Source organism: Streptomyces sp. NBC_01352 (assembly GCF_036237295.1).
Taxonomy (GTDB): domain Bacteria; phylum Actinomycetota; class Actinomycetes; order Streptomycetales; family Streptomycetaceae; genus Streptomyces; species Streptomyces plumbiresistens.
The window spans coordinates 7,779,807-7,794,026 of the sequence record NZ_CP108354.1; the positions used below are offsets into that span (position 1 = coordinate 7,779,807).

Annotated in this window: 5 protein-coding genes and 2 pseudogenes; 2 read left to right on the forward strand and 5 right to left on the reverse strand. The window is 70.6% G+C overall.

What is annotated here, in order from left to right; genetic code table 11:
- Window positions 1-180 precede the first annotated feature (180 nt).
- On the forward strand, window positions 181-3,558 hold the full coding sequence (locus OG252_RS35915; RefSeq protein ID WP_329341417.1) for an AfsR/SARP family transcriptional regulator: 3,378 nt from the start codon (window positions 181-183) through the stop codon (window positions 3,556-3,558).
- Window positions 3,559-3,587: 29 nt separating this feature from the next.
- Here OG252_RS35915 and OG252_RS35920 read toward each other — a convergent pair whose 3' ends face one another.
- The 3 genes and pseudogenes from OG252_RS35920 to OG252_RS35930 form a co-directional block, all read right to left on the reverse strand.
- A complete protein-coding gene (locus OG252_RS35920; RefSeq protein ID WP_329341419.1) occupies window positions 3,588-4,409 on the reverse strand; it encodes an ABC transporter permease in 822 nt (273 codons plus the stop codon).
- Window positions 4,406-5,431 carry an ATP-binding cassette domain-containing protein gene (locus tag OG252_RS35925; RefSeq protein WP_329341421.1) on the reverse strand — a complete coding sequence of 342 codons (1,026 nt, stop codon included), beginning with the start codon at window positions 5,429-5,431 and terminating at the stop codon, window positions 4,406-4,408. Before OG252_RS35925 ends, OG252_RS35920 begins: the two co-directional genes overlap by 4 nt.
- Before the next feature lie 78 nt (window positions 5,432-5,509).
- Window positions 5,510-5,636 (reverse strand): annotated as a pseudogene (locus OG252_RS35930) (IS5/IS1182 family transposase); the annotation flags it as partial.
- Between the two features lie 76 nt (window positions 5,637-5,712).
- Here OG252_RS35930 and OG252_RS35935 point away from each other — a divergent pair.
- Window positions 5,713-5,942 (forward strand): annotated as a pseudogene (locus OG252_RS35935) (hypothetical protein); the annotation flags it as partial.
- A 141-nt stretch (window positions 5,943-6,083) separates the two neighbouring features.
- On the opposite strand, the gene OG252_RS35940 reads toward OG252_RS35935, so the two are convergent.
- Together OG252_RS35940 and OG252_RS35945 are read right to left on the reverse strand one after the other, a co-directional pair.
- Window positions 6,084-7,049, reverse strand: a complete 966-nt coding sequence (locus OG252_RS35940) for a DUF3710 domain-containing protein (protein WP_329341423.1) — start codon at window positions 7,047-7,049, stop codon at window positions 6,084-6,086.
- Window positions 7,049-13,933, reverse strand: coding sequence for an RHS repeat-associated core domain-containing protein (locus tag OG252_RS35945; RefSeq protein WP_329341425.1), 6,885 nt, complete (start codon window positions 13,931-13,933; stop codon window positions 7,049-7,051). The genes OG252_RS35940 and OG252_RS35945 overlap by 1 nt, the downstream gene beginning before the upstream one ends.
- Window positions 13,934-14,220 lie beyond the last annotated feature (287 nt).

A 14,220-nucleotide genomic window follows, 5' to 3' on the forward strand; every position in this document is an offset into this window, starting at 1 on the left:
ACGCGGTGGGACTGCCCGACGGTACCGGGCGCACGGGGAAAACGTCTCGCGGTCCCCCAGGGGTTCCATGGAAGGTAGGGAACTCGTCCGGCCCGGAACTCGCCGGGCCGGAGCCCGTCGGCCCGCGCGCCGCACCGCACCGCCGGAACCCCGTGACCGGCCCCGACGCCACCGGAGACAATGGACCCCGTGCGCTACCGCATCCTCGGCACCACCCAGGTACTCCGCCCCGACGGCACGACCGTCCCCGTAGGCGGGGCGCGGCTGCGTGCGTTGCTGACCGTGCTGGCGCTGCGGGCCGGACGGACCGTGCCCGCGGGGCTTCTGGTCGAGGAGGTGTGGGGGGACGGCGACCCGCCCGCCGATGCGACGGGCGCGCTGCAGGCGCTGGTCGGGCGGCTGCGGCGGGCGCTGGGCGCGGACGCGGTCGCCTCGGTGGACGGCGGCTACCGCCTCACCGCCGCGCCCGACGACGTCGACCTGCACCGTTTCGAGCGGCTGGCCGACGAGGGCACCCGTGCGCTGGCCGACGGCGACCCCGCGAAGGCGGTCGTCGTCCTCGACGACGCCCTCGGCCTGTGGCGCGGGCCCGCCCTCGCCGACCTGCCCGACCGCACCGCCGAGGCGGCCCGCCGGCAGACCCGCCGCCTCGACGTCCTGCGCGCCCGCCACACCGCCGCCCTCGCCCTCGGCCACGCCGAACAGTCCCTGCCCGAACTCACCGCCCTGTGCGACACCCACCCCCTGGACGAGCCCCTCCAGGCCCTGCGCCTGCGCGCCCTGCGCGACGCCGGCCGCATGGCGGAGGCGCTGGCCGCCTACGAGGCCGTACGACAGTTGCTTGCGGAGCGGCTCGGGGCGGACCCTGGCCCGGAACTGAGGGCGTTGTACGGGGAGTTGCTGCGGCCGGACGGCTCCAGCGCGCCTGCGCCTGCGCGTGGGCGTGCGCCGGGCTACGGCGTGCGGGCGACCGGGCCGTCCCGCGCGGCTGACAGAGGCGCCGGGGGCGGCGCCCACACCCCGGGCGGGCCCCCTGCCACCCCCGTACCCCCGCCCCCGGGCAACCTCCACGCCCGCCTCACCTCCTTCGTCGGCCGGGAGGCCGACATCGATGCCATTCGGGAGGATCTCGCCGTCGCCCGGCTCGTCACCCTGCTCGGGCCCGGTGGAGCCGGGAAGACGCGGCTCTCGCAGGAGGCCGCGGAGGCGGTGGGAGAGTCGGCGCGGGACGGGGTGTGGCTGGCCGAGCTCGCGCCGGTGGACGACCCGCAGGCCGTACCGGAGGCCGTGCTGACCGCCGTGGGGGCGCGGGAGACCGTGCTGTACGGCGCCGGGGCGGAGGCCATGCGGGCCGGGGGCGAGCGGCACGACGATCCCGTCGAGCGGCTCTCCGAACACTGCGGCAGGCGCCGGATGCTGCTGATCCTCGACAACTGCGAGCACGTCGTGGAGGCCGCCGCCCGGCTGGTGGAGGAGTTGCTGGAGCGCTGTCCGGGACTTACGGTGCTGGCCACGAGCCGCGAACCCCTCGGCGTACCGGGGGAGTTGCTGCGGCCCGTGGAGCCGTTGCCGGAGCCCGTCGCGCTCAGGCTGCTCGCCGAGCGCGGGGCCGCGGCCCGGCCCGGCTTCCGGATCGAGGACGACCCCGAGTCCTGCGCCGAGATCTGCCGACGGCTGGACGGTCTGCCGCTGGCCATCGAGCTGGCCGCCGCCCGGCTGCGCCTGCTGACCCCACGTCAGATCGCCGACCGGCTAGACGACCGCTTCCGGCTGCTCACCTCCGGCAGCCGTACGGTCCTGCCCCGCCAGCAGACACTCAGGGCGGTCGTCGACTGGTCCTGGGAACTGCTCGACGAGGGCGAACGGGACGTACTGCGACGGCTGTCCGTCTTCGCCGGCGGCTGCGACCTCGCCGCCGCCGAGGCCGTGTGCGGGCCCGCCGCCTTCGACGCACTCGGCTCGCTCGTCGACAAGTCCCTTGTCGTGGCCGCCCCTTCGGGCGACGAGGGGATGCGCTACCGGCTCCTGGAGACCGTCGCCGAGTACGCGGGCGAACGGCTCGACGAGGCCGGCGCCCGCCAGGAGGCCGAGCGCGCGCATCTGACGTACTACCGCGAACTCGCCCGCACCACCGACCCGTTGCTACGAGGCGCCGGCCAACGCGTGGCCATCGACCGGCTGGAGCGCGAGGGCGAGAACATCCGCGTCGCCCTGACGCACGCCGTCGCGGCGGGCGACGAGCAGGAGGCGCTGTGTCTGGTCCTGTCCATGTGCTGGTACTGGCAGATGCGCGACCTGCGCCTGGCCGCCCGCAACTGGTCGCGCGACGTGCAGGCCCTCGGCCCCGACCCGTTCGCGGCGCCCGTCCGCCCCGCCGCCCCGCTGTGGGAGCCGTGCACGCAGGTGCCGCTCCCGTGGACCGGTGAGGTCCTCCAGGAGGCCCGGCGCGGTGTTCACCTCGTCCACCTCGCCTGCATGGACATGGAGATGGACGCCTGGCAGACCCCGCAGGCGCAGGAGAAGCTGCGGATGATCGCCCGGACCTACCGGCCCGGCATGCCGCAGACCTGCCGCAGCCCCGGCTCCCTCTGGTTCTTCGCCATCATGCTCACCGGCGACATGGACCGGGTGCGCGAGGTGATCGACGCCAATGTCCGTACCTGCCGCGACGCGCCGGACCACGAGTGGGAGCTCGCCGCCAGTCTGCACATGCGCGCCAACCTCCTCGCCAACCGCACCGACTGGGCGGGCGACGCGACCCGCGACGCCGACGAGGCGCTGGAGATCTACCGGCGCCTGGGCGACCTCTGGGGCACCGCCGAGGCGCTCTCCGCCCGCGGCGAGGCCCGGGAACGCAGCGGCGAGTACCGGCTCGCCGCCGCCGACTTCGAGGCGGCGATCGCGCAGGCGGAGCGGCTCGGCGCCCGCGCCCAGACGGCGGTGCTCTCCGCCCGGCTGGGCGGCGCACTGATCGAGGCCGGCGAGGGCGAGCGCGGCGAGCGCCTGCTGCGCGAGGTGATCGACAGCAAGGAGGGCTCGGGCAACGAGGCGATGCCGGCCGCCCGGCTCTTCCTCGCCGGCCGGCTCGGGATGACCGACCGGATCCCCGAGGCGCGTGAGCAACTCCGGCTGCTGCGCGAGGAGTTCAAGCTCGCGGTGTTCGTGGCCTTCGACACCTACATCCTCGGGGCGGAGGCCTGGCTGGACGCCCTGGACGACCGGCACGAGGAGGCCCTGGCCAAGATCCGGCGGGCGCTGGAGCAGGCCGAGGACCCGCTGGTCATGGCCATCGCGCCGTCGATGCGCTCCTCCTACCTGGTCACCGCCGCGACGGCCCTCGCCGGTCTCGACGGCGGACACCGCGCCCGTGACGCCGCCCGCTGCATCGGCGCCGCCGAGACCCTGCTGCCGCCCCGCCACGTCATGCCGGCCATGGAGCGCGAGATCCGCGACCGGGCCGAGCAGCGGACCCGCGCCGTGCTCGACGACCAGACGTACCAGGCGGCGTACGCCGAGGGCGGCGGCCTCTCCTTCGCGGAGGCCGCCGCCCTGGTCTGACGCGCACCCGTCGTGCTGCGGGCGCCGGGTCAGGCCTTGGTCCGGAACTTGTGGATGGCGACCGGCGCCATCACCGCGGTGATGGCCGCCGACCAGGCGAGGGTCAGCCACACGTCGTGCGCGGCCGGACCGCCCACCATCAGCCCGCGCGCGGCGTCCGCGAGCGCGGACAGCGGGTTGTAGTCGGTGAAGTTCTGCAGCCAGCCCGGCATCGACTGGGTCGGCGCGAAGATCGACGAGCCGAACTGCAGCGGCATCAGCACCAGGAAGCCCATGGCCTGCACGGACTGCGCGTTCTTCATCACCACGCCGAGGGTGAGGAACACCCACATCAGGGCCGAGCCGAAGACGGCGGACAGCCCCACGGCGGCGAGCAGACCGGTCCAGTTGGTGATGTCGAAGCCCACCAGCACGCCGACGATCATCAGGACCACGGTCGCGAACAGCATCCGCAGCAGCTCCACCGCGATCTTGGCGAACAGCACCGAGCCGCGCCCGATCGGCAGGGACCGGAAGCGGTCCATGACACCGGTGTTGAAGTCCTGGTTGAAGCCGGTGCCGACCCCCTGGGCCATGTTCATGCCCATCATGGCCATCAGGCCCGGCACGACGTACTGCACGTACGCCTCCTGCCCGCCGCCGAGCGACTGCCCGATGGACCCGCCGAAGACGTACACGAACAGCAGCGTGAAGATGACCGGGAACAGGATGGCGTCGAACATCGACTCCGGGTCCTGGCGGATCCACAGCAGGTTGCGGCGGACCAGCGCACCGGTGTGGCGCAGATGGCCGCGCAGCGGGATCCGGGCGTCCGCCCTGAGGTCGGTCGGGGCGAGTGCGGTGGCGCTCATACGGCGACCTCCTGGCGGTCGTCGGCGGGCGTGGCGTCCTGCGGGGCACTGGCGCGGTGGCCGGTGAGGGACAGGAACACCTCGTCCAGGCTGGGCAGTTCGGTGGTGATGGAGGAGAGCGTGATGCCGCGCGCGGTGACCGCGCCGACCACGGCGGTCAGCTGCTCGTCGCTGAGGATCGGGACGAGGGCGGTACCGCGTTCGGTGTCCACGGTGGTGGACGCGAGGCCGGTGATGCCCAGCTCGTCGAGGTAGGCGGCGAGCGGCCGCAGCTGCAGCGGGTCGAGCGGGCGGATGCGCAGGGTACGGCCGCCGACCTTCGCCTTCAGCTCCTCGATCGCGCCGTTCGCGATCACCTTGCCGCGGTCGACGACCGTCAGCTCCGAGGCGAGCTGCTCGGCCTCCTCCATGTACTGGGTGGTGAGCAGGACGGTGACGCCGTCGCCGACCATCCGCTTCACCTCGTCCCACACCTCGTTGCGGGTACGCGGGTCCAGACCGGTCGTCGGTTCGTCCAGGTAGAGCACGGCCGGGTGTCCGATCAGCGACGCGGCGAGGTCCAGCCGCCGCCGCATGCCGCCCGAGTACGTCGCCGCCGGACGCTTGGCCGCCTCGGTGAGCGAGAACCGCTCCAGCAGTTCGTCGGCCCGCGCGCGGGCGTCCTTGCGGGGCAGGTCCAGGAGCCTGCCGATCATGTACAGGTTCTCCCAGCCGGGGAGCTTCTCGTCCACGGAGGCGTACTGCCCGGTCAGTCCGATCACCCGGCGCAGCTGCCGGGGCTGCCGGACGACGTCGTAGCCGACGACGGTGGCCAGTCCGGCGTCGGGCTGGATCAGGGTGGACAGGATCCGCACGAGCGTGGTCTTCCCGGCCCCGTTCGGCCCGAGCACCCCCATCACGGTGCCCTCCCGCACATCCAGGTCGACCCCGTCCAGCGCCTTGGTCTCGCCGTAGTGCTTGACCAGCCCCCGCACGGTCACGGCGCTGCCGGCGCCACTGGGGTTCTTGTCGATTCGCGTCATGGGGACGACCTTGTCAGTCCCCACCGACAAACGACCGACAGTCCGCCGACAGCCACTTACAGGGCACCGGCACTCGTGCAGCACTCGGTCCTCCAGCGGCAGGCTCCACGGCCGGCCCCTGCGTCTAGGATCTGCCCCCCTCGCGCCGGTGCGCGGTGATCAACTTGCCGAATTGACGGGGTCCCAGGCCGGTGAACGGGGCTATCCGGCATCTCGATGGGCGGTCTTTTCATCGGCCGTACCGTGCGGGCAAGGATCATGGGGGTGGGCTGGTGCGTCCAGTGCTGTTGGTGGATGTGGGCGACCGCTGAATCCGTATGCCGCGAAGCCACATCGACGTCCCGAGGGATACGAGACGCACGGGCTGCCGACATCGCGCTGGGAGACCGCCGAGCGGCGTCGGCTGACAGAGTGAGGGCTGCCGAACAAGCCGGTGAAACCGCTGCGTGTGTGGCTCACCCCGAATCACGGCCCGGCACTGGACGCGCTTCCCTTCGACCTGGTGTGGGCGTGAGAGCACGAATGACTACCACGTCAGCTCCTGCTTTCTGCCGCTGGAGGATGCGTTCCGTTGAGTTGCCGTATGACGAGTTCTTCGCGGCCAGCCTGCGGGCCGTAGAACCGGCGCATCAGAACACGCGACCCGGTCGGGTCAGTCCGTGGCCGGCCAGCGGATCTCCAGTGCTGTGATCTCCGCGGTCGGGTCCGCGTAGCCCTCCCCCTCCGACAGGTCAACCACCGTCTGGGTGAAGAGCTGATGGGCCCGCGGGTCCACCACGTCCGCCAGGGCTGTCGGCCCCCCATAGGCCCCACGCAGCAGCCATCCCGGCCCGTCGCATCCGACGATCCGGGTCGGCTGAAGCACTTGGTGCCCGTCCCTCACGACAGGGATCTGGGCACGGACCTCGGAGCCGAAGCTGCTCTTGGCGTCTTCCGCGCTACCGCCCTCGTCCCGCACGCCCTTGATGATCTTGGGTCGTACCGTGTCCCACACCGGTCCCCGGCGTGCCCGGTAGGCCTGGAGAGAGAAGGCGTGCCCGCCGAACAGCACGATCACACCGACGATGCGCTCACCGGCGTACAGGGGCCGCGTCTCGGCACCTTCGAGGCGCGGGATCCTCATTACGCCGTAGTCGATCCGCTCCGTATCCGCGGGCACCTGAGTCTCGAACGCGTCCCAAGGGCCGCATTCACCATCGCGGACGCGTGGTCGGGTCGCGTCACCGGAGTCGGCTGTCTCCGTCCACGCTTCCTCGGCCTGCTCGAGCAACTCGTCGAGCGCGCCGGGCGACATGCCTCGGCTTTGCCAGAACGTCCAGATCCAGGCCATCCATTGATCCCAGCCCAACTCCACACCGGCGTCGGTCAGAGCCAGTGCTCCCAAAGGATCGTCGTCCTTCAGGATCATGGCCAGCACTTCGTTGCCGGACTCCCGAGTCCGCTCGACCAGGGCGGGATCCTCAAGAGCGGCGAGATAGCCGGTCGCCAGCAGAAGCATTCCGGGGGTTGTCCGGTCCCAGACCCCGAACTCGGCCAGGGCGAGGCTGTCCTCGGACAGTGTCCCGTCCCGGCCGTACTGTTCGACGATCTGCTTGGCACCCGCCCTGATCCTGTTCATCAGTCGCCCTCAGCCGCCCTTCGAGCCCTGCGCGCCAGCCCCTTCTTGAGCGCGTCGATCCCGACAGTAATGGTCACGGCCACCGCGGTGACCGGGTCCGACACCGGCGTGCCACCCCCGACGTGATCGCCGACCTGCTGCGCGAGGCTGGACGTCTCCTCGACCACGCCGGTCTTGAACTCCGCCCGTGCCTGGCCCTCCTCGGACGCGGCCTCGGACTCGGCCGAGGACTCGCCCGACCGGCTGGCCGCCGAGCCTGGTTGATGCCGGGGAATGCCGTTGGGGCTGAAGTCCGGGAGATCGGCCGCCCCACCCGTGGGGCAATTGTGGACCAGCAGGGGGGTGCCACCTGCCAGCACGTAGTACGTGTGCAGGGTGCCGACGGTGAGGTCGTAGGTGATCCCGTGCTGGTGGAAGTTGCGGACGCCCGTCACCGTGACGGTCGTGCCGTCCGTGGTGCGGAGTTCGGTGCCCGCGGTGAGGTAGTGGGCGTCGGTCCAGCGGTGGTGGGTGGCGTCCCAGAAGGGGTGGTGCCAGGTGGTGGTGAGGGTCTGCTCAGGGGAGGAGTGACGTCGTGAATGCTGGGGTGGGCCGCGGACCGGGGACGTGTCCAGGGTCAGGGTCGTGAAGTCCTTGTCCGTCGTGGTGACGATGACGTTCTGGATCTTCTCCGGGGCTGTGACGCCGGTCTGCGGATCGGTGGCCAGGACTGTGTCGCCGGCCTTGACCTTGCTGATCGGTTTCGAGGAGCCGTCGGCCAGGCGGACCGGGGTGCCGGGTGCGAAGCTGTGGACCGCGCAGCTGACCGCGTCCGCGCCCGCGCTCTCCGCATTCGCCGCGTCCACGACCGCACGTTCGGCGGCCACCGCGTCCTCGGCGACCTTCGCGGCCTCTTCCGCGTCCTTGACCGCCGTATAGGCCCGGTCCAGCGCGCGCCAGACCTTGAACGCCTCGACGCCGACCTTGATCGCCTTGAAGACCTTGCCCCAAGGGACAGCCGTCAGGGCCGTGTTGACGCAGCCCATCACGTCGCCCTTGGTGAAGCAGTTGTAGGCGTCGGTCAGGCCGAGGACGTCCGCTACCAGACTCAGCAGGCGGTGTTTGAAGCCTGAAGCCTGTCTCTTCGCCGCGGCGGCGGATGCGTCCGCTGTTGCCTTCTGGCGTTCGAGTGCACGCTGTTCCGACTGTGCGTTGGACGCGGAGTTGCTGACGTCGGCCTTGTACTGCTTGGCGTAGGCCTTGGTGTTGGTGGGCGTGCTGCCCGAGCCTGGGTAGTCGTGCAGCGCCGGTGAGTTGGGGTTGGTGTCGATGGGCGTGCGGTTGAGGCAGCTCGGGCAGTTACGGGTCGGGCAGTCGATGTCCGCGCAGGCGCCGCTGGGGTCGGAGCCGGTGACCGGGGTGTCGTCGGCGTAGTCGTAGGCGTTCCAGGACTGCGGGGCACCCGGGTCGAGCAGCGGGTCGGGACTGAGGAAGCGGCCTATGGACGGGTCGTACTCACGGGCGCCGAGGTTGGTCAGGCCCGTGTTGTCGTCCTGGGCGCCGCCGACGAAGCCGCGTTGCCCGATCCACGTTCCGGACTGGTCGCGCGCCTCGCCGAAGGGCTTGTACTGGCGGCGGGTGACCTGCTGGGTCTGGGAGTCGATCGCCAGGGTGCCGGTGCCCTGCCGGTCGGGGATGAGGTAGGTGAACGTGCCGTCGGAGGAGTGGCTGGCCACGGTCTGGCCGGCGAGGGAGATGTAGCGCACGCCGTCGGCGCTCGCGGCGCCCGTCTTGAGGGTGACCTCCTCGTCGCCGGTGTAGAGGGTGGTGGCGTCGGGGCTGCGGCGGAGCAGCAGGCCGCCGTCGGCGTCGTAGAGGTACTTCGTGTCGCCGCTGGTACCCGTCGAGGCGAGCTCGGACAGGTTGCCCTCGTCGTCGTACGTGAAGCTGTCGGTACCCGCCCGAGTGGTGCGCGTCAGGACGTTGCCGTCCTCGTCGTAGGTGTAGGCGTTGGTGGTATTGGAGGCCGGGTCACCCGAGGTCACCGTGTCCACCTGGGCCACCGCGTGCGCCGGGCCCTGGCCGGCCGCGACGGGCGTGTAGGTGGACGTCGCGTCGTGGGACGTATTGCCCGAGGGGTCGTGGTCCACCTGTATGGACCGGGCGCCCGTGGAGTCGTAGCTCCAGGTCTGCCAGTACGGCGACGGGCCGCCCACCGTGGACGACGCACCGGGCGCCGGGGTGGCCGCGCAGTCGTCGGTCGCCGTCCACGCCGCCTTCAGACGCTGTGCCCAGTCGTAGCCGAAGCACTGGGTGTCGGTCGTGCCCGTCTCCAGGCTGTCGGTGATCTTCGTGACGTTGCCGGTCGGCTGGTAGGCGTAGCTGGTCTTGTCGGCGATCGCGGCGCCGGACTGGCTGACCGTGGTGGAGTTGGTCAGCCGGTGGGTCTGGTCGTCGTAGTTCAGCGTCTGCTGGGCGAAGTTGCCCGACGTGCCGTAGGTGAACTGATACGGCTCGTCGAACTCGGTGTAGCTGAGCTTCTGGACGTATCCCCAGGTGTCGCCTGCGACAGCCGTGGGGCGGTCGAAGGCGTCGTAGGTGTAGCCGACCGTCTCCTGCGGCAGCTTCACCGTGGTCGGTACGGCGTCCGTGTACGAGGAGAGCGTGCCGGTGAGGTTGTAGCGGTTCTGGGTGGTGTACGTCCCCTGCAGCGCGCCCTCGGCCGCCGGGATCACGAGCTGGGTGGCCTGCGGCCAGCCGTGGCTGTCGTAGCCCGCCACCTTCTCGGTGTAGGCGGAGCCGGCGGTCCCACCCGCATAGCGGGTGGAGGAGGTGGGCTTGCCCTTCTTCAGCGTGTCGTACGTCCAGGCGGCCAGCTCGTTGCCGGTGGACGGTGTGGCGCCGCCCGTGGTGTCGTACTGGGCCTTCTTGCGCCCCATTTCGTCGTACTGGTAGCTGATGGTCTTGCCGCGGGCGTCGGTGGTGGACAGCACCTGGCCGGCGTTGTCGTACGTCGAACTGGAGTGACCGGTGTCCGGGTCGGTCTGGGAGGTGCGACGCCCGAGCAGGTCGTAGTGGCTGAACCAGGTGTGTCCCTGGCCGTCGTCCTGTCCGGTCTGGTTGCCCGCCGCGTCGTAGGTGTACGTGGCGGTGTCCGCGGTTCCGGTGGGTGTGCTGCCGTGGTAACGCAGCAGTTTGACCGTCTGGCCGCGCGCGTCGGTGTACGTGGTGGCGGGCGTGGCGCCGGCGGGCGGGGTCACATCGACGCGGTCGGAGCCGGGGTACGCGGTGGTGGTACGCCAGGTCTCGGACGCGAAGTGGTAGGCGATCGACGCCGTCACCCGGCCCGCGCCGTCGTAGACGGTGCCGGTCTGGGACGGGGTCTGGTTGTCGGCCGCGTCGACCAGAGTGCCGGACGGGGCGCCGGTGTTGTAGTACGCGTCGGAGGCGCTGACCACCCAGCCGTGCGAGTCGTAGACCGTGTCGGTGATGACCCGGCCGCCGTCCACCGTGGCCGTCTGCGTCTCACGTGGACGCAGCATCGCGTCGTAGATCGAGGTGGAGGCGCGGTAGGCGTTGTCGTCGTCGAGGCTCTGGGTCGTGACCGTCGACGGCACCGACTGCGAGAGGTTGTAGGCGTACTTGGTGTTGGGGTTGTTGGCGGTGGAGAAACCAGGGCTCCACACCGCGGTCAGGCGGCCCAGCGGATCGTAGGAGCTGGTCGTGGAGTATCCGGCCGCGTCCGTGGTCCTGAGGTCCAGGCCGCGGGCCGGGTCGAGGGTGGTCGTGGTCGTGAAACCGGCGGTCTGGCCGGTCACCTTCGGCGCGGTGACGGCGATGGCCGTCGGGGAGGCACCGGTCGTGGGCGTGTAGGCCGTGGTCGTGACGCGACCGTCGGCATCCGTCTCGGTGAGTTCGCGGCCGTAGGAGTCGTACGTGTTCTTCAGCGCGGTGATGTAGTGCGGGGTGCCGTCGGCGGCCACCGAGTCGGTCTTCTGCACCATCGTCACATCGCCCTTGGTGGGCGTCGCGGTGTTGTCCGTGGAGTTGTCGAAGAACGTCAGGTCGTCGCTGAGCAGGTCCTGCGGGTAGGCCGGGGTGACCGAGCAGGAGACGGCGACCTCCTGGACCCGGCGCGGGATCGGCAGCAGATCGCCGGCGGCGTCCGTGTCGTACCAGGTACGGGTGCACTTGTCGTCGGCGGACGTCGAGACGTCGCCCCGGTCGTCCACGGACTTGGGCAGACCGGTGGCGTCGTCGAGGGTGTAGTCGGTTTCGGTGGTGCGCTGGGTGCCGTCCGCCTTGGTGGTGACGGTTCGGGTCCGCTTGATGTTGGTGCGGTGCGCGAGCAGCGGGTCCAGGCCCGCCTTCGTACGGGACTGCGTGGCGGTCGCCGCCGAACTCCACGGGTCGGTGATGCCGTCGGACAGGAGGGCGCCGCCGTCACCGTTGAAGGACTGGGCCTCGAAGGTCTGGCCGGCCAGCCAGTCGGAGTCCTTCTGCGCATCGTCGGCGGCGGTGTCGTTGAGGGTGACGCTGCGGGTGCCGGAGGAGGTCTTGTCGCCGTCCATGCCGCGGAAGAACGTCTGCCTCGACAGCGTGATCTTCTCGGGGGACGTACCGGTACGGGTCTCGACCGTGCCGTAGCCGCGCCACTGGTTCCAGGTGCGGTACTTGGCCTGGGTCAGCGGGTCGTCGTTGTAGTGCCACGCGGGATCGCCGACGTACTTGTACGAGGTTTGGACGGGGAGCCCGCCGCCCGTCGAATCCTGTGCGGTGACGGAGTTGACGACGAACTTGTTGAACCAGTCCAGCTGGGGTGACGTCTGGCCCGGCGGTGTCCAGTACTGCGGATAACAGCGGTAGGTGTTGTTGTCCTCGCTCGTCGGCAGCACCTGGGTGCCGGCGCGGTGGCACTGAGGGCCGGTGTAATTGACGGTGATCACTTCGCCGGACTCGGTGGTGACCGTGGTGAGGCGGTAGCGGGTGATCGGCTGGTAGCCGTCCAGGCCATCCACGCGGTTGGCCAGCGCCTGGCCGGCGAACGTCACCGGCGGCATGTCCAGGCTGCCGCCGTCCTTGCCGGTGCGCACGATCTGGCTCAGCCACAGCGACGGCGTGGTGGTGTCCCCGGTCGACGGGAAGGTGTGACTCAGCGTCCAGGCGTCGACGTCCTGGTAGGCGGTGCCGACCAGGACCTGGGTACGGACGGTCGTCAGGCGCTTGGTGGTGAAGAAGGCCGGGCCGTGGTTGTTGCAGGTGCCCGAGGAGGCGCAGACCTGGTCGACGGGGACGTCCGGCCAATGCGAGGCGTTCGCCGTGGTCATGTTCGACGTGGCGCAGTCGAAGCCGGAGTCGGCCAGGCAGCGCTCGGAGGTGTCGAAGAACACCTGGGCGGCGGCCGGGGCGGTGCTGTCGTAGACCCTGCCCGCCAGCTGCCCGTACTGGATCTTGGAGAGGTAGCCGCCGCGGGTGTACGCGGTGGGCGTGGTGGAGTTGTCCAGGCCGTAGTACCCGGTCTCGGGCGTGTACCAGTAACTGATGGCGTTGCCGTGCGGGTCGACCGTGTAGTCGAGGTTCCACCGGTATCCCTGCCGGCACCAGGAGTCGGCGAAGGTGGCCGCGTGGCACGGCTCGCCCGTGTCGTTGCCGTACACGGGCGTGGTGAACACCGAGTTGGTGGCCGCGTTGCCCGACGCCCAGCCGGGCAGCCGGTTCCGGCCGAAGTAGTACTGAGTGCCGTCGGCGGTGGTGACGACGAAGTACTCGTTGTCGTTGTCGCCGTTGACCGTGTCGGTTCGGACCTCGATCTTCTCGCCGTTGTCGCCCTGCGGGTGCCAGGTGCCGGTGGTGTCGTCGTGGACGAGCGTGTTGGACGAGCCGTTCAGCGACAGGGTGAGCGTGTCGACGGCGTCGGACCAGCACTCGTCGGATGTCTTCGGGGTGCCGTTCGCCGTGTCGTCGGCGCAGGAGGCGTAGCTGCGCTCGACGAAGCCGGGCGAGTAGTCCCAGCCGTCACCGATCCAGGAGGACTGCGCGTTTGTCGAGGACGTGCGCCCGTCCACGTTCTGCGAGCTGTAGTCCAAGGACACGTTCGGCGTCAGGCTGCCGGGTACGTCGGGCACGGAGAGGGGGTACGAGTAGCTGAACGCGCCGCTCGAACCGCCTGCCGACCACTGGCCCGAGGAGGCCAGGGACGTGGCTGCGTAGCTTCCGCCGCCACCCGCTGTGGTCGCCTCCGCCGCGAGCACCAACGGCTCGGCGGTGGCGGCCGGTTGCGCGTCGGTCCGGGCGGGGAGGACGACCTCGGCCGAGACCGTCCGGGTCCTGGCGTCGTTGGTCGAGGCCAGCGGGGTCTGCCGGCGGCAAGCGGCGGACTTCGGGGTGGTCAGCGCGCAGGCCGGAAGCCGTACCAGGCGCAGCCGCCCGGCCCAGTCACCGCCGTAGGCGTCCCTGAAGGCCGAGTAGTCCAGGCCGACTTGGGCGGTACCCGAGGTGGCCTGGTCCGGCCGCACGGTGAAGACCACGCCGCGTACGTCGAGCTTCTGAGCGGTCGTCTGTCCGGGCAGTGACACATGCACCCGGGTGCCGGCCTTCGCCCGGCGCCCACCCTTGGCCGCGGCGACGGTCACCGGGACACCGTCGGCCTGTTCGGCGGCGGCGCCGTGCGCGGGCACCGCCACGTCGGCCGCGCCCGCCGCGGGCCAGGTCCGGTGTGCCTGGGCGGCGCTCCAGCGGGCCATCTTCGGTACCTTCGCGGTCCTGCCCCTGACCGGCGACACGGGCACCGGTCGTTCCTTCTCCGCCTTGACGAGGTAGTCCGCGCGGTGTCCGGACGCGAATGCGTCCGACGGCGAAAGGAGCCCGACGAGGAGCCCGAGCGCACTGATTGCGACGATCCACACAGCCGGCGCCCTGCGCATCCGCATGCATTTTCTATAGATCCGCCAACGTGAATTCCGGCGCACTCCGGCCCCCCAATTCCAGCACAGCTGACGAAGAGACATTGGATCAGTCCACGAACTCCCGTCACAGCCCTTTCACATATTCAAAGGGTATAGAAATCCCCATTCCTGGCCCTCTGTTCGGCCAAGGAGCGAGGTCAAATGTGTCAACTCTCCTACGAACAGTACCGATTGCTCATCATTGGGACTCAATCGGCTCACCCGGCAGCAAAGTTGCCTACACCATC

Bases quoted from the DNA above. Each gene is read 5' to 3' on its own strand.
- OG252_RS35920 (WP_329341419.1), bottom strand. From the start codon at position 4,409: ATGAGCGCCACCGCACTCGCCCCGACCGACCTCAGGGCGGACGCCCGG.
- OG252_RS35915 (WP_329341417.1), top strand. From the start codon at position 181: ATGGACCCCGTGCGCTACCGCATCCTCGGCACCACCCAGGTACTCCGC.
- OG252_RS35925 (WP_329341421.1), bottom strand. From the start codon at position 5,431: ATGACGCGAATCGACAAGAACCCCAGTGGCGCCGGCAGCGCCGTGACC.
- OG252_RS35940 (WP_329341423.1), bottom strand. From the start codon at position 7,049: ATGAACAGGATCAGGGCGGGTGCCAAGCAGATCGTCGAACAGTACGGC.